The sequence below is a fragment of the Alistipes megaguti genome, assembly GCF_944320325.1.
GTDB lineage: Bacteria > Bacteroidota > Bacteroidia > Bacteroidales > Rikenellaceae > Alistipes > Alistipes megaguti.
Genome location: NZ_CALUHA010000007.1, coordinates 1 through 19,597, shown reverse-complemented (window position 1 = coordinate 19,597; position 19,597 = coordinate 1). Strand labels below are relative to the sequence as shown.

Genomic DNA, 19,597 nt, shown 5'->3' with positions numbered 1-19,597 from the left:
TATGCCGGAAGCCCGGAATGCCGAAGCCGTTGTCGAAGGCTGCACGAGGGCTTTTTCCGACGTGGTAAAGTTACGTATTTTTTCGAAACTCCGCCGATGAAAATCATACTTTTTTCCCGGCCCCTGGTCGCCCACACCGCCGGGGAGATCCGCCGGCTCTTCGAATCCATCCACCGTTTCGGATTCGATTTCGCGGTCAACGAGGAGTTTGCACCGCTGATCGAGGAGGCACTCGGCGAGGCCGTACCTCCCGAAAAGATCTACCGCCGGCACGTGGGCCGGCAGCCCGACGGTACGGTGATGGTCTGCTACGGCGGCGACGGCACGCTGCTCGAAGGGGTGCACCGGCTGTGCGGCGCCCCGATCCCCGTCATGGGCATCAACGCCGGCCACCTCGGATTCCTCACCAGCGCCCCCAAGGCCGGCTTCGACCACCTGTTCAAAAACATTGCCGAGGGACGGCTGCAGACCGAACCCCGCTCGCAGCTCCACATCGAGGGAGACTTCTCGCGCCAGCCCGACACGCAGCTGGCCCTGAACGAATTTACGGTCCAGCGCCACGGCGCCGGCATGATCGCCGTGGAGACCTTCGTCGACGGGCAGATGGTCGCCACCTACCACGGCGACGGACTGATCGTCGCCACCCCGACCGGTTCGACGGCCTATTCGCTCAGTGCCGGAGGTCCCGTCGTGGCCCCCACGTGCCACTGCCTGACCCTCTCGCCCCTGGCGCCGCACAACCTCACGATGCGCCCCGTGGTGATCCCCGACACGGCCGTCATCACGCTGCGCGTCGACGCCCGCCGCTCGGATGCCTTCGTCACGCTCGACAACCGCAACTACCCCGTTTCGCACGGAGCCACGTTCACCATCCGCCGCGCCGAACAGACGATTTTTCTCGCCATACCGCACAATATATCCTTTTACGACACGTTACGGGATAAGATGATGTGGGGAATCGACATCCGCAGTTGAGCCGATCCGATAATCATTTATCGATTTTTTCCAGCAGTTAACAGATTTTTCCCTATATTTGTCCCCTATATGAGCGAGCAGAAACGCATACCGCAACACGTCGCCATCATCATGGACGGCAACGGCCGGTGGGCCGAACTGCGCGGCAAGGACCGCAGCGAAGGTCATGCCGCCGGTATCGAACCCGTCCGTGCCTCGCTGCGCGCCGCCGTGCGCAACGGCGTCCGCTATCTGACGCTCTACGCCTTCTCGACCGAAAACTGGGGACGTCCCGCCGCCGAAGTCGATGCCCTGATGGAGCTCTTCTGCCAGTGCGTGGGCAACGAGGCGCCGGAACTCATCCGCCAGGGCGTGCGCGTCTGCATGATCGGCGACCGCAGCCGCTTCTCCGAAAAGGTCCGCTCGGCGCTGGAGAGCATCGAGATGCAGACCGCCGACGGAAAGGTCCTCACCCTGATTCTGGCACTGAACTACTCCTCGCGCAGCGAAATCACCCGTGCCGTGCAACAGATCGCCCGCCGCGTGGCCGCCGGAGAGTTCGCCCCCGAGGCCATCACCGAACAGACCCTCAGCGAGTCGCTCGACACCGCCCCGTGGCCCGATCCCGACCTGATCGTCCGCACCAGCGGCGAACAGCGTCTGAGCAATTTCCTGCTCTGGCAGGCCTCCTACGCCGAACTGTGGTTCCCCGAGGTGCTGTGGCCCGACTTCACCGAACGGGATTTCGACCGCGCCCTGGAGGAGTATGCCCGCCGCGACCGCCGCTTCGGTCTGGTGAAAGACAAATGATCGAAAAAAGTTAGTCGACAATAGACAAAAGACGACAGATGAACTATTCAGGTAAGATATTCACGGCAGCAGCCCTCTTCATGACGCTTTGCTGCGCGAATATGTCCGCCCAGGAACAGAAACCTCAGGAGCCGGCTCCGCAGGACTCCACGCAACTCCGCGAAGTGACCTTCTCCGAGAACGCTCCCATGTTCAAGAGTTCGGGCGACCCCAAACTCTACTACATCCGCAAGATCAACGTCCACGGTGTCAAATACCTCAACCCCGACGTGCTGAAATCCTCGGCCGGACTGATCGAGGGCGATTCGATCTACCTGCCCAGCAACTTCATCTCCAACGCCATCACGCGTTTCTGGAGCCAGCGCTTCTTCTCCGACGTGAAGATCGGCGCCGAAATCGAGGGCGACAGCCTCGACCTGGAGGTCTTCCTCAAGGAGCGTCCCCGCGTCTACAACTGGGCCTTCGAGGGAATCTCCAAGGGCAAGCAGAAGGATCTGCTCGAGAAACTCAAGCTCAAGCGCGGCAGCGAACTCTCCGACTATGTCATCGACAAGAACAAGAAGCTCATCCACGACTACTGGGCTGAAAAGGGCTTCCGCAATACCGAGGTCGACGTGCGCATCGACAACGACACGCTGCGTCCGGGCCAGGCCGTGAACGTCACCTTCCTGATCGACCGCAAGGAGAAGGTCAAGATCGGCCGTATCGACTTTATCGGCAACACGCAGTTCCCCGACAAGCGGCTGCGCCGCACCTTCAAGAAGACCCACCAGAAATCGATCAACATCTTCAAGGGAGCCAAACTCAACGAATCGGACTATGCGGCCGACAAGGAGCTTCTGATCGACTTCTACAACTCGAAGGGTTACCGCAACGCCACGATCATCCGCGACTCGATCTACCCGATCAACGAAAAGCGGCTGGGCATCGACCTCGAGGTCTCGGAAGGCAACAAATACTACATCCGCAACGTCTCGTGGGTCGGCAACTCGGTCTACGAAACCGACGCCCTGCAGCGCATGTTCGGCGTCAAGACGGGCGACACGTACGACAAGAAGACGATGCAGAAACGTCTGGGTATCGGCAAGGAGTCCAACCCGGAGGAGATGTCCGTCTCGTCGCTCTACCAGAACGAGGGCTACCTCATGTCGCAGATCGAACCCGCCGAGACGATCATCGGCGCCGACTCGATCGACATCGAGGTGAAGGTCTTCGAGGGCAAGCAGTTCACGATCAACAACGTCGGCATCTCGGGCAACCAGCGCGTCGACGACGAGGTGATCCGCCGCGAACTGTACACGCGTCCGGGCGAGCTGTACAACCGCTCGCTGCTGATGCAGACCATCCGTACGCTGGGCTCGATGGGCCACTTCAACCCCGAGACCATCATGCCCGACATCAAACCCGTCACCAACGAACTGGTCGACATCAACTGGCCGCTCGAGGAGCAGGCCTCCGACCAGTTCAACATCGCCGGCGGCTGGGGCTCGGGCACCTTCGTGGGTTCGGTCGGCATCACGCTCAACAACCTCTCGGTGAAGAATTTCTTCAAGAAGGGCGCCTGGCGTCCCTACCCGATGGGTCAGAACCAGCGTCTCTCGCTCTCGGCCCAGACCAACGGTACCTACTACAAGGCCTTTGCGCTGAGCTTCACCGATCCGTGGCTGGGCGGCAAGAAGCCCAACTCGTTCACCTTCTCGGCCCATATCTCCGAGCAGAACAACGCCTACTACGTCTGGCAGACCGCCACGCAGTACTTCCGCACGTACGGTGTTGCGGCCGGTCTGGGCAAGCGTCTGAACTGGCCCGACCCCTACTTCACCTTCTACGCCGAGGCCAGCTACGAACGCTATAACCTGAAGAACTGGACCGGGTTCGTCGTCGAGAACGGAAACTCGAACCTGCTGTCGCTCAAGCTCGTCTTCGGCCGCAACTCGGTCGATCAGCCGATCTACCCGCGCCGCGGTTCGGAGTTCAGCGCCTCGGTGCAGGCCACGCTCCCCTACTCGCTCTGGGACGGAAAGGACTACTCCGACCAGTCGATGAGTGACCAGGACCGCTACGGATGGGTCGAATTCCACAAGTGGCAGTTCAAGGCGCAGTGGTTCCAGGGATTCCTCAACAACTCGAACCTGGTGCTGATGCTCAAGGCCGAGATGGGTTACCTGGGCAGCTACAACAAGAACAAGGTCTCGCCCTTCCAGCGTTACGAGGTCGGCGGCGACGGCATGTCGGGATACAACATCTACGGTATCGACATCATCGCCATGCGCGGTTACGAGGACGGCGCCCTCGACCCGACGAACTACTACTCGCGCGGTTACAACAAGTACACCGCCGAGCTGCGCTACCCGATCATTCTGAAGCCTTCGTCGCAGATCTACGTGCTGGGCTTCCTCGAGGGCGGTAATGCCTTCGACTCGTGGAAGGAGTTCTCGCCCTTCAAGATCAAGCGTTCGGCCGGTTTCGGCGTGCGGCTCTATCTGCCGGTGGTCGGCATGCTCGGCATCGACTGGGGCTACGGTTTCGATCCCCCCGCCAACTCGACCACCAAGAGCGGAAGCCAGTTCCACTTTGTGCTCGGTCAGCAATTCTAGGCCTTGGCTGGCAATAAATTTGAAAGAAAAGAGTTATATTTACGACAACAACCCCGGATTTCCGGAATTGACCACTTAAAATTTCAAATTATGAAACGGCTGATTCTCATGGCTGCGGCCATACTCACGGCGGGAATCGTCTCCGCACAGAATTACATAATCGTCAACAGCGAAAAGATCTTCAAGTCGGTCGATGCCTACAACACGGCCATCGAACAGCTCGACTCGCTGGCCAAACAGTATCAGGGTCAGGTGGATGCCAAGTTCGCCGAGGTGGAGACCCTCTACAACAACTACCAGTACCAGAAGGCATCGCTCTCGTCGGCCGCGCGCCAGGCCCGTGAAAACGAGATCCTTGCGAAGGAGAAGGAGGCCCAGCAGTATCAGGAGAGCCTCTTCGGCAAGGAGGGTACGCTGATGAAAACCCGCATCAAGATGATCACCCCGATCCAGAAGGAGGTCTTCGCCCGGATCGAGGCCTACGCCAAGGAGGTCGGCGCCGATCTGGTGCTCGATTCGTCGAACAACCCCACGCTGCTCTACAACAACCCCACGGTGGAGCGCACCCGGCAGGTCATCGACCTTCTGAAACAAAAATAGACATCAAAACATTAACGCATCAATTTTATGAAAAAAGCTATCAAATTAACCCTTGCGGTTGCTCTGCTGATGGGCTCCACGTCGCTCTTCGCACAGAAATTCGGCCGCATCAACACCCAGGAGATCATCATGGCCATGCCCGAGACCAAAACCATGCAGACCAACATGGAGGCTTACGGCAAGGAGATTCAGGACAACATCGAAACGATGCAGGTTGAGTTCAACACCAAATATCAGGATTACCAGAAGAACTACAACACGCTGACGGATATGGCCAAGGAGATGAAGGAGAAGGAGCTGCAGGATCTGCAGGGCCGCATCCAGGAGTTCCAGGGCCGCGCTCAGCAGGAGTATCAGAAGAAGCAGAACGAACTGTTGGCCCCGATCATCGAGAAGGCAAAAAACGCCATCGACAAGATCTCGGCCGCAGGCGGTTATCTGGTAGTCTTCGACACCTCAACGGGTTCGCTGGCCTACTTCGACGAGGCCTCGCTGACCGACATCGCCCCCGAAGTAAAGAAGGAGCTCGGCATCACCGAGACCCCCGCAGCTGCCACCGAGACTCCCGCAGCCAAATAGTCAGAAATCTGTTCCGAGCAAGATACCCTAGCGCCGATCCATTGCGGACCGGCGCTTGTTTTTGTCGGATTTTCGTCAAAATGGCCCCGGATTCTCCCCGAAACATCCTGCGGAGTGTTCAATATGTCATCCGAATAGACGAATCCGCCTCTTTTTACGTTATGGTCGTATACAAGAACCACAAACCACAGCAATATCATGAACAAAGAGATCTCGGAAGCTTCGATCTCCCACTTTACCCTCCAGGAGTTGATCACCATGGCCGGCGGAGAGAGCCGTCCGGGACTGATGGGCGAGTGCATCGCCGCCAGTACGGACTCGCACATGGAGGCTTTCCGGTTTCCGTGCCGCATCAACGCCTTCATCATCGGAGTGGGCACCGAAGGCGAATCCTCGGGACTGGTCAACCTTCAGGAGTTTACGATCAGAAAGGACACGATGTTCATCATTGCGCCGAACAGCATTCTGCAGGCGCAGTCGGTCGGAGGAATGAAGGCCCATGTAATAGCCGTCTCGTGCGACTTCATGAAGCGGATCAACATCGACACGAAGCATCTGTTGCCACTGCTGCTGCAATTCGCCTCACGCCCTTCGCTGGAGATCTCCCGCGAAGAGAGCCAGGCGCTGCGCAACTTCATCTCGCTGATCGAACAGGAGACAAAGGGTCCGGAGAGCGAATTCTCGGCCGAGATTATCGGCGGTCTGATTGCCGGAACGGTCTACAAGATCGGAGAGATCCTGCAGCGCTACCTCACGGAGCACCCCGAAGTGGAGAATACCTCGCACAACCGTGCCAACGAGTATTTCAGACAGTTCACGCAACTGTTGAGCGAGCACTACAAGCAGGAGCGCAGCGTCGGATTCTACGCCCGACAGCTGTGCATCACGCCGAAATACCTTACCACCCTGATCAAGCGCATCAGCGGCCGGTCGGTTTCGGAGTGGATCGACAACTTTGTCATCCTCGAAGCCAAGACGCTGCTCAAGTATTCGACGATGAGCGTGCAGGAGATATCCTACTACCTGAACTTCCCGAACCAGTCGTTCTTCGGAAGCTACTTCAAGCGCAATACCGGCATGTCCCCCTCACAGTACAAGGCCAAGCAATAGGGGCCGGAGAGAGGGTGAGACGAGGTGCCGGCAAGGGCCGGACCCGGAGTAGCCGGGAAAAGACCGACCGGAAGAGGCCGGGAAGAGGCCGGGTGTGATACCGGGGCGGATCCGAGAGACCACTTTAGAGCCGTTTTTTCACGGGCGGGCGATGGATTAATCGCCCGCTTTTTGTACCTTGCAGTAAAATTCCGCCGGGCGTAGGCTGATCGTGAGAAAGTTCCTCAAATATACGGGATGGAGTCTGTTGGCCGTGGTGGCGACGCTGTTCGTCGTCATTGGACTGCTCTATGTACCGTGGGTGCAGGATTTCGCACGGCGCAAAGCCGTGAAACCGCTCTCGAAGGCACTTGGCATGGAACTCTCGGTGGGGAGTCTGCGACTTGGCTTTCCGTTGCGGCTTACGGTGGGAGATGTGCGGCTCATCGACCGGGGTGACACGCTGGTCGACTGCGGCCGGCTGACGCTGGATGTGGATCCCTGGCCGCTGATCCGCCGTCAGGCCGTGCTGCGCGATCTGACGATCGAACGGCTGAAGGCCCGTTACCACGACACCGCGACGGGATTCGACATGCGGATCGCGGCCGCACGTTTCGGGGTGGAACAGGCCCGGGCAGCCTTGCGCGAGGAGCGGGCCACGATCCGACGGATTGCGCTGGACAGCGCCTCAATATGGCTCCGAACGGGCTCCGGCGAACAGGTCGAAAAGCCCGACACGACGGCTCCGCTCGGGTGGGAAATCGCGGTGAATCGGCTCTCGATCCGCCAAACCGGATTTGCCCTGGAGAGCGACGGCTCGGAGTTGACCGTCCGACTGGCCGAAGGGGGTGTAGACAGCTGCCGCGTCGGGCTGGGAAGCCAGCAGGTCGAGGTGACGCACGTCAAGCTCGACCGTGGAAGCTACGCCTGGCTGACAACGGACTCTCCGTCCGCAAAGGAGGCCCCGGCGGATGATGACATTCCGGCAAGCGAACCGGTATCAACACCCTGGACCGTACGGGTCGGAGGCATAGTACTGAACGACAATCAATTGACATACGGCGTAGCGGGACACCACCCCACCCAGGGGCTGGATCCTTCATGGATCGAACTCGCGGGGGTCCATGTCGCCGTCGATTCGCTCTATAACCGGGGCAGCGATCTGGCGCTGCGGATCCGGCAGTTGGCCTTCCGGGAGCGGTGCGGGCTGGAGGTCGAGCAAACCCGGGGGCGCTTTTCGATGGACTCGACGGCAATCCGCCTGACGGGCTTCTCACTCGCGACCGCAGCCTCACGCCTTGCGGCCGACCTGGAGGCCGGAGGCGGTCTTCTGCGGATGGAGCCGCAGACCCCGCTGACGGCTTCGCTCGGGGCCGACCTGGCGACGAACGATATGGCCCGGCTCGTCCCCGCGCTGCTGCCCGCCGCGCTGCGCAACCGGCAGATCGGCATGGAACTCACGGCCGACGGAACGCTGGAGGATCTTCGCCGGATCGACCTGCAGATCACCTCGCCCGACCATCTGTGGCTGACCGTCGACGGCCGGGCCCGCTATCCGCTCGATCCCCGGCATCTGACGGCCTCGGCACGCATCCGGGGTCGGTTGCGCAACGGAGCCTTCCTGCTCGAAATGCTGCCCGACACGGCCCTGCGGCGACGCCTGGCACTGCCCCGGCGGATCGGAATCGACGCTACGGCACGGATCGACCGCCAGAACTACGTGCTGAGTTCGCTTCTGCGCGCCGGACAAGGCCGTAGGGAGGAGGGGTGCATCCACATCGACGGACGTTTCGATGCCCGCAACGAGCGTTACGAGGCGGCGATCCGCGCCGACAGCTTCCCGGCAGGGAGTTTCCTGCCGGCCGACTCGCTCGGACGTCTGGGACTTGCGCTCGACGCCCAGGGCAAGGGCTTCGATCCATACGATCCGGCGACGTGGAGCCGGCTGCAGCTGGAGGTCTCACAAGCCGAATACCGCGGCCGCGACTTCGGCGGCGTAGGGATTACGGCCGAACTGGCCGACCAGCAGCTGCAGGGACGGATCGAGGATCGCGACTCGGCGCTGCATCTGTCACTCGGGCTCGAGGGGCGGCTGACCCGCGAGCGGCAACAGGCCCGGCTCATGGGACGTGTCGGATGGTTCGATCTGGCGGCACTGGGCCTTGTCAGCGAGCCGATCGTCGGACTCTTCGACCTGGAAGCCGAAGCTTCGGCCACACAGAGAGGCAGTTACGCCGCCCGTGTGGCGCTGGACAGCATCCGGGTGCGCAACGGCGCGCAGACGGAGACGATCCGCCCGACGTCGTTCGAATTTGCAACCGACTCTGCCCGAACCCGGGCAGCAGCCCGGTCGGGCGACCTCGAGCTTGAATTCCGCACCCCCGAATCGCTTGAACGCTTTCTGGCCCTGCTGCCCCGCAGCACGGCCGAACTGGAGCGGCAGGTCCGTGCCCAGCGGCTCGACATGGACTCGCTGAAACCCGTGCTGCCCGACTTTCTGCTGCAGCTCACGGCCGGACAGAACAATATCCTGAACAACTTTCTGCGCACGCGCCGCATGGCCTTCCGCCGCATGGAGATGCGCGGCGCGAACTGCGACTCGCTGCCGCTGGCCCTCGGCATGCGCGTCGAGGGGCTCACGACCGGCAATCTGCGCATCGACACCGTCGGCATGTCGCTGCGCCAGCAGGGACAACGGATGCGCTACGCCCTGCGGATGGCCAACGCTCCGGGGAATCTCGACCACGTGGCCGCCGCCGGACTCCGCGGCGATCTGGTCGGCAATACCGCCACGATGCACCTCTACCAGCGGGACCGCAGCGGTCGCGAGGGGTTGCGCTCGGGGCTCAACCTCACGTGGAACGACTCGCTCATACGGCTGAGCCTCGAACCCGACCCACAGTTTGGATTCGAACCCTGGAGCGTCAATCCCGGCAACTACCTCATCTACCGTTACGACCGGCAGCTGGAGGCCGATCTCGATCTGACACGCGGCTCGCAGCGCTTCGCCCTCCACTCGATCCCGGCCACGGCGCGCACGGCGGGCATCCGCCTCGTAATGGCCGGACTGGGCATCGGCTCGATGCTCGAACTGCTCCCCTCGGCACCGCCCGTCGACGGCCAACTGGGAGCCGATCTCTCGCTGGCGCTGGGGCGCGATACGCTGGCGCTGGGAGGCGACATTACGGTCGGCGGACTCGCCTACGACCGGCAGCCGTTCGGCGACCTGGCCCTCCGGGCCCGCTACGGACAGAGGCATGAACAGCGAGCCGACCTGCGTCTGGCCATCGACACGGCCGAGGTGCTTGCCGCCACGGCCTCCTACGATGCCGCGGCCCCCTCGCCGCTCGATGCGCGAATCGCCCTGCGGGAACTCCCGCTGCAGCGCTTCGACGCCTTCCTGCCCGCGGAGATGCTCCGCCTGACGGGCTCGCTCTCGGGCCGCCTGCAGGCCGAAGGCGCAATCGACGCTCCGCAGCTCGACGGACGCCTGCACTTTGCCGGCACGGAGCTCCGCGTGCCGATGATTGGCACCTCGTTCCGCCTCTCGGAGGATACGATCCGCTTCGACGAGAGCCGCCTGCGCTTCGACCGCTACGCCATCCTCGCCCCCAACCGCCAGCCGCTGACCATCGACGGCCAGATCGACCTCTCCGACCTGCAGCGCATGACGGCCGATCTGCGACTGCAGGCCTCGGATTTCCAGTTCGTAAATGTTCCCCGCCGGGAGCGTACGGAGGTCTACGGCCAGGCCTATCTCGACCTGAACACCTCGATCCGAGGGCCGATCGACGCGCTGGCCGTACGGGGTCGTGTCGCACTGCTCGGCGGCACGGACATCAACTACGTCATGCAGAGTTCGCCGCTCGAGGTCAAACAGCAGTCGCAGGACGTGGTCCGTTTCGTCTCGTTCGCCCAGATCGACAACCGCGAAGCCTTCGAGGAGCTGCCGCCCGTGCGAATCGGCGGCATGGACGTCGCCCTGAACATCGACATCAACAACGACGTCAAGGCCGCCGTCGACCTCTCGACCGACGGCAGCAACCGCATCGACCTGCGCGGCGGCGGGAACCTCTCCTTCACGATGAACCCGCTGGGCGACATGCGCCTCTCGGGCCGCTACCTGCTCACGGGCGGCACCGTGCAGTACAATCCGCCGGTCATCGCACAGAAGGCCTTCCGCATCCAGCCGGGCGGCTATGTCGAGTGGCTGGGCGACGTGGCCGACCCGTCGTTCAACATCACGGCCGTGGAGAGCGTCCGCGCCAACGTCTCGTCGGACGGCGAGAACTCCCGCGCGGTGAACTTCAACATCTCGATCAATATCCGCAACACGCTCACCGATCTGGCCATCAGCTTCGACCTCTCGGCTCCGGAGGACCTCACGATGCAGAACCAGCTCAACTCGCTGACGGCCGAACAGCGCGCCAACCAGGCGATGAACCTGCTGATCTACAACACCTACACCGGTCCGGGGACCTCGGCCCGCGTCAGCTCGGAGAATCCGCTCAACACCTTCATCCAGAAGGAGCTCAACCAGTGGGCGCAGAACAACCTGAAGGGGGTCGACCTCTCGTTCGGCATCGACTCCTACGGCCAGGACGACCCCAACGGCCAGCGCACGGACTACTCCTACCGGCTGTCGAAGAATCTCTTCAGCAACCGCATCCGGGCGGTCATCGGCGGCAAGTTCAGCACCGACAGCGACCCCTCGCAGAACCTCCGCGAGAATCTCATCGACGACATCTCGATCGAATACATGCTCGACAAACGCGACAACATGTATATCAAGCTCTTCCGCCACACGGGCTACGAGAGCATCCTCGAGGGTGAGATCACCGAAACCGGCGTCGGCTTCGTCATCCGCAAGCGTCTCTCGCGCCTGGGCGATCTTTTCCGCTCGTCGAAACCCCGCACGCCAAAACCCGAAAGCCATGAAGACGATCCTCAATAGCACGCTTGCCGCCCTGGCGGGGTTGCTCCTGCTGGCCGGCTGCTCCACCACGCGCCGCATCCCCGAGGGCGAAGTCCTCTACACGGGGGTCAAACGCCTGCGGATCCTGCCCGATTCGGGGGTCGTCCTCTCGTCGGCAGCCGAGGATGCCGCCCGCGAACCCCTCTCCGTGGCCCCGAACAACCCGCTCTACGCCCCCTGGGTGCGCACTCCCTTCCCGATCGGACTCTGGGCCTGGAACTACTGCTACACCCCGCGCGAAAAGGGATTCAAATACTGGTTCTACCGGCGGCTGGCCAAGGAGCCCGTTCTGATCTCGAAGGTCCAGCCCGGACTGCGCACCGAGGTGGCCGTACAGGCGCTCGAGAACTTCGGATACTTCGGCTCGCAGGTCTCCGACTCGCTGCGCTACCGCAAGCGGGGGCGCAAGGCCAAGGTCGACTATACGCTCCGCATCGCTCCGCCGTGGCACTACGGAGAGATCGCCTACCCGAAGGCCAACAGCACGATGCAGCCCCTGATCGACAGTCTCCAGCACACCTCGCCGCTCCGCCCCGGCGCGCAGTACAACCTCGACACGCTCACCGCCGAACGGCAACGCATCGCCTCGACGCTGCGCGCCAACGGCTACTACTATTTCCGTCCCGACTATCTGGAGTATCTGGCCGACACGACGCTCCACCCGCGAAGCGTCGCCCTGCGGCTCGCCCTCACGCCCAACCTGCCGCAGGCCGTGCTGCGCCCCTACCGTGTGGGGGATGTCACCGTGCGGCTGCGTAACCTGCGTCCGGGGCCCTTCGACACGCTGCGGATCCGCCGCGCCACGGTGATCGCTCAGCAGCCGATGAAGGTCCGCCCCCGGGTACTGAACCGCCTGCTGAGGCTTCGTCCCGGCGAGCTCTTCACGGTCGAGGCCCAGAACCAGACCCAGACCGAACTCAACAAACTGGGCATCTTCCGCTCGGTGAACCTTGCGGTCACACCGCTCGATTCGCTGCGCGGCGGGGATTCGCTCGACGTGGAGATCATCGCCCAGATGGACTCCCCGCTCGAGGTGGCGCTCGAAACCGACGTCACCTCCAAGTCGAACAGCTTCCTCGGACCGGGACTCGCCCTGACGCTGAGCCACAACAACCTCTTCCGCGGCGGCGAGCGTCTCGACGTCAAACTCAACGGCTCCTACGAGTGGCAGACCGGCAACAAGAACTCCGGAGGCCGCAGCTCGCGGCTCAACTCCTACGAACTGGGGCTCAATACGTCGCTTCACCTGCCGCGGCTGCTGCTGCCCGCACGCTGGGTGCGGCGGCTGCGTCCGGGCGGTACGACCACCTTCCAGCTGGGGGCCGATCTGATGAACCGTCCGCAGTTCTTCCATCTGGTGGCCTTCAGCGGATCGGCCGGCTATCGTTTCCAGAGTTCGCCCTACAGCCACCACGATCTGACGCTCTTCCGCCTGACCTACAACCGCCTGCTCCATACCACGGCGAGCTTCGACCAGACGATGGCCGAGAACCCCTCGATCGCCATGAGTTTCCGCAACCAGTTCGTCCCCTCGATCGGCTACACCTACACTTTCGACCGCAGCTACGGGCAGACGGGCGACCGACGCCTCTACTGGCAGAACAGCCTCACCGAAGCGGGGAACCTGCTCTCGGCCATACTCGGGGCCGCGGGTGAACACCATCCCCAGCGACTCTTCGACAATCAGTTTTCGCAGTTCGTCAAGGCGGTCAGCGAGGTGAAGTTCTACCGCCGCCTCGGACAGCGCAACAACTGGCTGGCAACGCGTCTGCTCGTCGGCGTGGGCTACGCCTACGGCAACTCCGAGGTGATGCCCTACAGCGAACAGTTCTACATCGGCGGAGCCAACAGCATCCGCGCCTTCACCGTGCGCTCGATCGGTCCGGGCAGCTACCGCCCGCCCGTCGACGACAGCAACGGTTACCTCGACCAGACGGGCGACTTCAAACTCGAAGCCAACGTCGAGCTGCGTTTCGGGATCATGGGACGTCTCAACGGCGCCCTCTTCCTCGATGCGGGGAACGTCTGGCTGCTGAAGGCGGACCCCAACCGTCCGGGAGCCGCCCTGCAGGGAAGCACCTTCTTCAACGACATTGCGCTCGGTACGGGATTCGGTCTGCGCTACGACATCAGCTATCTGGTCATCCGCGCCGACCTCGGCATCGGGCTCCACACCCCCTATCCGAACCCCGACAAGCGGGGCTACTACAACATCTCCAGTTTCAAGGACGGATTGGGATTCCACCTGGCCATCGGCTACCCCTTCTGACGGGGCCGCGCCGGGAGGAGATACCGCAAACAGATCGGGAAAACGCCCGGGACAGGGAGGAAAGAAACCGGACAGAGAACGTCTGATTGGGAGATCGGCCGGGGAGTCAGGCGAGGCACGTGGCGGCCGGGACGGGGCCGGAAAGGAGCCGGAGCCGAGAAGGAGCCGGAGCCGAGAAGGAGCCGGAAAGACGGAAACGGCAGGTCAGAACGGATAGCCGACGCCGAAGTTCAGCGCCGTATTCTTCCACTTGAAGTTGTGAATCCACCGCTCACCGGCCGGATTGTTCGGGTTGTGGAGCTGAATACCCCAGTCCAGACGCAGCACCGCAAACTTGATGTCGAAGCGCAGGCCCAATCCCGTATTGAATCCCAACTGCCGGTAGAACCGGTCGAAATGGAAGACCGCCTCGTCGGAGTATTCGGCCGGATTCTGGCGGATGTACCAGATGTTGCCCAGATCGAAGAAGGTGGCACCGTGGATCATGCCCCAGATCGGGAAACGCAGTTCGACGTTGGCCTCGAGTTTCACGTCACCCGTCTGCACGGGGTAGTCGTTGTGCGGATCGGGCACCGAGCCCTGTCCGAGCGTACGAGGCGTCCAGCCGCGCATGCCGTTGCTGCCGCCGCAATAAAACTGCCGGTCGAAGGGCACCGACTGCGAATTGCCGTAGGCCATGGCCACACCGCCGTAGAGATGGCCGACCAGCGCCGTCACATCGCCCAACATGATTTTGCGGCTGACGCTCAGGTCCGTACGGAAATATTGCGAATACTGGATTCCGAAGATCGTATAGTAATCCTTGCCGGCCGCCGGCGCGAAGAAGGCATGTTCGACGGCGTCGATCAGATTGCCCGCCGTCTCGGCATTGAAACGGATGGTCGTGGCGTTGCCGCCGAAATTCTTCCGCTGGTTGTTGTAGCTGTAGCTGAACGACAGGCCGCCGATGAACTGCGTCTGGAAACTGTTGATCAGGTATTTGTTCTGCGTGCTGCCCAGGAATTCGGGATCCACCGGGCGCGTCATGTCAATCACGTTGATGTCGACGGGACGCAGCGAGAAACTCGAATAGCGGTTGTTGGTCCACGAATAGGTCAGACCCGCACTCGACAGCGTGCGTGCATAGTAGGGGCGGTCCTGAAAATTCACCGCCACCTCGATCTTCGTCCGCGGCTGGTTGGCATTGCGGAAACGGCGCATGTGCCACGGCGCCAGGAAGCGCGGGAAGGTCAGACCCGCCGTGATCCCGAACTCCGTGGCCCGTTTTTTCCGGGCATCGGGGGCCTTCATGAACTCGTAGCCCGCGGCAAACGACACATCGAACGACTCCGCCCCGCGGAAGATGTTGCGGTTCTGGTAGCCCACCGTGGCCTTCAGCCCGTAGAAGCTCGACGTGGTGCTCCCCTCCACGTCGACCTTGACACTCTGACGCAGCGTCGGTGTACAGAGGATATTGCACGTCAGATACCCCTCACGCGTGTAGAGCATCTGCGTCGAATCGGCCGACGAACCGATGAAGGAGACGTAGTTGCTCGAATCGGCCGCCAGCGGCTGCTCCTCGAAGGCGATGCGCGTGCTCTTGAAGTAGCCCAGCGACATCAGATCGGCATAGGCCCGGTTGACGCGCGACGAATTGTAGACGTAGTTCGGGTAGAGGGGTACGGTTTGCCGCAGCACTCGCGGGCGCAGACTCGGACGCTTCTCGTAGATGATGTTCAGACCGCGGTAATCGAGCGTATCGAGACGCGAAAGGAGCGTCGTATCGTTGCGGATCTCCGTCGGATCGTAATCCGGGAAGATGTTGATCTTGCCCAGACGGTAGACCAGGTTGTTGTCCATGATGGCCTTGCCCCGGGCATCGTAACCCGCCAGATACTGCTTGATCACCACCTGCAGATCGACCTTGCGGTCCCCGCCCAGCGTATCGGCCAGATAGAGTATGTTGTTTACCGAGAAGTTGTAGTAACCCTGGTCGCGGAGATAGGCCGTGATCCGTTCGCGCTCGGCGTCGAGCACCGTGACGTCGTAGATCGCCCCCGGCCGCAGCAGCGTATGCACCGTGTCGGGCAGCACGATCTGCTCGAGGAACTTGTCGTGGAAGAGGTACGAGACCGAATCGATGCGGTAGGGAGCCCCCTGATGCGTGGAGTAGATCACCGTGGCGCGCTTGTGGCGCGAGGTGGTATCGATGCGGAACGAGGCCTGCGAATGGAAGAAGCCCTTCGAATCCATATAAACCTTCAGGTTTTCGGTGCTCTTCTTCACCAGACCTACGTCCAGCAGTTCGGGTGCCTGGCCGATCTTGCGTTTCCACTCGTTCCAGCGGTTCTCCTTCGCCGGATCGGCCTGTTCATAGAGCCAGACGTAGAAGTTGGTTCCCAGGAAGCGCTTGTTCGGCGTCTGGCGGATGTATTTCTCCAGCTCCGAGGCGGGGATCCGCTCCTTGCGGGGGGTCGAGCGGTCGGCCTCGATGCGCACCTTCTGCAGGAAGTAGCTTCCCTCGGGGATATGCCGCGTGACGCTGCAGGCCGAGCCGACAAAGCCCAGCACCGCAACAACCAGTATACGGCACAACCGACCCACCTGCAACGTGCGATGATCAGTGGTTGTTGAAGAAACCCTTCTCGCACAACAGGGCGAAATAGCTCTCCGAGATGGCCAGATTGTCCCGCCGCACGTAGCGCCGTTCGGTGAAGATACGGGCCAGATTCGGCAGACCGTTCTCCTCAAGGAGGCGTTTGGTCTGCTCCGACTCCTCGCGCTCGGCCCACAGTTCGTCGATCTCGGCCGCCGTGTAGTCGGTATACTTCTCGTAGTGGACCACGGCCTCCAGCGGCAGACGGTCGGTCAGTTCGGGCGATTCGTCGGGATAGCCCACGACGATCGTCGTCAGGGGGATCACCCCCTTCGGGAGTTCGAGAATCCGCGAGATGTCGCCCGCGGTATAGATCGTCGTACCGAGGATGCAGATTCCCAGACCGTGGCTCTCGGCCTCGATGCAGAAGTTCTGCGCAGCCAGCAGGGCATCGGTCGAGGCGTTCAGGAACCAGGCGAAATTGTCGTAGGCCGGATCGGCATCGCGCTGTTCGCACCACAGGGTGAAACGGTGGATATCGGCGCAAACCGTCACCAGACACGGGGCCTGAGTCACCATCGGCTGGTTGAAGTGACACGGAGCCAACTGCTCACGCAGCGCCTGATCACGGGAGACAACCAGCGAATAGAGCTGCATGTTGCCGCACGTCGAGGCGCGGGTAGCCGCTTCGAGACAGTCGCGCAACACCTCCGCAGGGATGGGTGTCGGCCGGAATTTTCGGATGGAACGATGCTTGAACAGCACGTTTTTCATAGAGTTGACGGATTAAAATTCTTCTTTCCAAACCAATCGGCCGCACCTTGCATCAATTCGGGGCCGATTTTTTCACAAAAGTAGCAAAACTTTTAGAAGTTTTACTATTTTTGCCAGAGAGAAACCTTCGTCCGTGAGGGGCCGGAAATACCTGCGGCCGAAGATGCTGCTCCAAAACAACCGATGAGGTGCTGACTGAATTTGCCAAATACGAAGGGGCCGGAAACGACTTCATCCTGATCGACAACCGCGAAGGGCTCTTCACCCCCGATCCGGCGTTGATCGCACGACTGTGCGACCGCCATTTCGGAATCGGAGCCGACGGTCTGATGACCCTTGCGCGCAATGCCGAAATCGACTGCTCGATGCGCTACTACAACGCCGACGGTTCCGAGGGCGAGATGTGCGGCAACGGAGCCCGCTGTTTCACCCTCTTCGCCGAGCATCTCGGCATCGGCGGCGAAACCAAGTTCTTCGATGCCGCCGACGGGCTGCACATCGCCCGGATCCACCGGACCAAGGGCTTCTTCGGCGAAATCGAACTCGGCATGATTGCCGTGCGCGAGATCCGCACGGGCGACAACTGGTGGTTCCTCAATACGGGGGTTCCCCACTACGTGGAGTTTGTCGACGATCTTGAGGCGGTCGATGTCGTTTCCCGCGGCCGCGCCATCCGCTACGATTCGGCCCGATTCCCGCAGGGCACGAACGTCAATTTCGTCCAGGTTACCGGTACGGGCGCCCTCAGCGTCCGCACCTACGAACGCGGCGTCGAGGACGAAACGCTCGCCTGCGGAACCGGAGTCACGGCAGCCGCCATCATCACCAACTTCGCCCTGCAACACGACACGCACCACTACCGCATCACGGTCCGCGGCGGTCAACTCTCGGTCCGTTTCACCCACGAAGCACACACGCAAACCTATACGGACATCCGTCTGACAGGGCCTGCACGCCGGGTCTTCGGCGGCACGTTCGAAAGCGAAAATTTCTAAATTCCAACCATTCCCATTTCCCATCCCATGAAAACACAAAAGGGAATCCGTGAACACGACACGGATGAACTTCGCAAGGCCAAACGCCTCGAACCGCTCCGCAAGAGCGGTAAGGAACGTCACACGCTCTACAGCCAGTACGAAGAGGAGGATGACGAGGAGGATTACCGTTCCTATGCCAGACGTGAATCCGCCCTCGACTATCTCGATGACGAAGAAGAGGAATAACCCACTGAACCGATGATCGAAAAATTCATCATGGCGGGGTCCACGCCCCTGCACATCTGCGCCTCCCAAAAGGGCGACCGATGCATAGTCCTGCTGCACGGATACCTGGAATCGATGCTAGTCTGGGAGGACTTCGTACCTTATCTGTACAAGGAGGTGCGGGTCGTGACACTCGACCTGCCGGGACACGGCATCTCGGTCGTACAGGGCGAGAAGCATTCGATGGAGTTTCTGGCCGATACGGTGGCCGATGCGCTGAAGGCGCTGGGAATCCCGCGCTGCACCCTTGTCGGCCACTCGATGGGCGGCTACGTGGCGCTGGCCTTCTGCGAACGTCACCCGGAGATGCTTGACGGCCTGGTGCTGCTGAGCTCCACCCCGAATCCCGACAGCCCGGAAAAGGCCGAAAACCGGCGCCGGGAGATAGCCCTTGTCCGTGCCGGACGCAAGGAGCTGCTGGCCCGTGTGGCACCGGCGGCAGGCTTTGCCGAGGAGAACCGCGACCGGATGAAGGACTACATCGAGGATCTGACCGAGCAGGTCTTCATCACCGAGGACGACGGTATCGTGGCCCTGCTCAACGGCATGATCGACCGCAAGGATCAGAACGAAATGCTGCGGCAAACGAAAGTACCGGTCCTTTTTATCCTCGGTCGCAAGGATAACTACATTCCCCTGGAGGTCGCCGAGAAGATGGTTGCCGACCACCCCGAAGCCCGAGTCGTCTGGCTCGAACATGCGGGGCACATGGGCTTTCTCGAGGAGCCCGAAGCGACGGCCCAGGCCCTGCTTGACTTTGTTAAAACCGAAAAATAATCCGACAACACCTCACTCTCTTTTCAAGACGGGGAAGATCATCTTTCCCGTCTTTTCTTTTGCCGTACGCCATAAATGACCGGCCGCCTTTCCCTGCAGCCCTCAAGGAAGATTCACCATAAGGGCCGTTACAAACCGAGAATTTCCGAGCCACCGACCACTTCACTCCTTGCAGCCCACACCTATTCCCGCCGCCCGGGAGCATCGCGCCCGCCGGACCTGGTTTGTCAGCCGTTCACAGCGGAGGGGTTCCGGAAGTGGTTCGTTGCAGGGCACAAAAAAAGGTCAGACCTTACGATCTGACCTTGAAGAGGCGGCTACCTACTCTCCCACGGG

The 19,597-nt window shown here is 61.5% G+C and carries 13 protein-coding genes; 11 read left to right on the top strand and 2 right to left on the bottom strand.

Going from position 1 to position 19,597, the window contains the following annotated elements; genetic code table 11:
- Nucleotides 1–96: 96 nt before the first annotated feature.
- From PUQ42_RS03135 to tamL (PUQ42_RS03100), 8 genes are all read left to right on the top strand, one after another.
- Complete coding sequence (locus PUQ42_RS03135; RefSeq protein ID WP_273370916.1) at nt 97–975, top strand: NAD(+)/NADH kinase; 879 nt, start codon at nt 97–99, stop codon at nt 973–975.
- A 69-nt stretch (nt 976–1,044) separates the two neighbouring features.
- A complete protein-coding gene (gene uppS, locus PUQ42_RS03130; protein WP_273370914.1) occupies nt 1,045–1,764 on the top strand; it encodes a polyprenyl diphosphate synthase in 720 nt (239 codons plus the stop codon).
- A gap of 38 nt (nt 1,765–1,802) precedes the next feature.
- Nucleotides 1,803–4,361, top strand: a complete 2,559-nt coding sequence (bamA, locus tag PUQ42_RS03125) for an outer membrane protein assembly factor BamA (RefSeq protein WP_273370911.1) — start codon at nt 1,803–1,805, stop codon at nt 4,359–4,361.
- Nucleotides 4,362–4,451: 90 nt separating this feature from the next.
- A complete protein-coding gene (locus PUQ42_RS03120) occupies nt 4,452–4,961 on the top strand; it encodes an OmpH/Skp family outer membrane protein (protein ID WP_273370909.1) in 510 nt (169 codons plus the stop codon).
- 27 nt (nt 4,962–4,988) lie between these two features.
- Complete coding sequence (locus tag PUQ42_RS03115; protein WP_087309829.1) at nt 4,989–5,540, top strand: OmpH/Skp family outer membrane protein; 552 nt, start codon at nt 4,989–4,991, stop codon at nt 5,538–5,540.
- A 198-nt stretch (nt 5,541–5,738) separates the two neighbouring features.
- Nucleotides 5,739–6,650 (top strand): AraC family transcriptional regulator, encoded by a 912-nt coding sequence (locus PUQ42_RS03110; protein ID WP_273370907.1) that lies wholly within the window; start codon nt 5,739–5,741, stop codon nt 6,648–6,650.
- Between the two features lie 211 nt (nt 6,651–6,861).
- Complete coding sequence (locus PUQ42_RS03105; protein WP_337956019.1) at nt 6,862–11,583, top strand: translocation/assembly module TamB domain-containing protein; 4,722 nt, start codon at nt 6,862–6,864, stop codon at nt 11,581–11,583.
- Complete coding sequence (gene tamL, locus PUQ42_RS03100; protein ID WP_273370904.1) at nt 11,564–13,873, top strand: translocation and assembly module lipoprotein TamL; 2,310 nt, start codon at nt 11,564–11,566, stop codon at nt 13,871–13,873. Before PUQ42_RS03105 ends, tamL (PUQ42_RS03100) begins: the two co-directional genes overlap by 20 nt.
- Nucleotides 13,874–14,077: 204 nt before the next feature.
- Here the strand turns inward: tamL (PUQ42_RS03100) and tamL (PUQ42_RS03095) are convergent, their stop codons facing one another.
- Both tamL (PUQ42_RS03095) and PUQ42_RS03090 read right to left on the bottom strand, forming a co-directional pair.
- The gene (gene tamL / locus PUQ42_RS03095) at nt 14,078–16,456 is read right to left on the bottom strand and encodes a translocation and assembly module lipoprotein TamL (protein ID WP_273370903.1); all 2,379 of its coding nucleotides are present in this window, start codon (nt 16,454–16,456) and stop codon (nt 14,078–14,080) included.
- A gap of 16 nt (nt 16,457–16,472) precedes the next feature.
- Complete coding sequence (locus PUQ42_RS03090; RefSeq protein ID WP_273370900.1) at nt 16,473–17,222, bottom strand: nitroreductase family protein; 750 nt, start codon at nt 17,220–17,222, stop codon at nt 16,473–16,475.
- Between the two features lie 188 nt (nt 17,223–17,410).
- On the opposite strand from PUQ42_RS03090, the gene dapF reads away from it, so the two are divergent.
- Genes dapF through PUQ42_RS03075 form a run of 3 tightly spaced genes read left to right on the top strand, consistent with a single transcriptional unit; the run spans nt 17,411 to nt 19,261 of the window.
- Nucleotides 17,411–18,217 (top strand): diaminopimelate epimerase, encoded by an 807-nt coding sequence (gene dapF, locus PUQ42_RS03085; protein WP_273370898.1) that lies wholly within the window; start codon nt 17,411–17,413, stop codon nt 18,215–18,217.
- Nucleotides 18,218–18,244: 27 nt separating this feature from the next.
- Nucleotides 18,245–18,445 (top strand): hypothetical protein, encoded by a 201-nt coding sequence (locus PUQ42_RS03080; RefSeq protein ID WP_087405112.1) that lies wholly within the window; start codon nt 18,245–18,247, stop codon nt 18,443–18,445.
- Nucleotides 18,446–18,457: 12 nt separating this feature from the next.
- A complete protein-coding gene (locus tag PUQ42_RS03075; RefSeq protein WP_273370895.1) occupies nt 18,458–19,261 on the top strand; it encodes an alpha/beta fold hydrolase in 804 nt (267 codons plus the stop codon).
- Nucleotides 19,262–19,597: the final 336 nt, after the last annotated feature.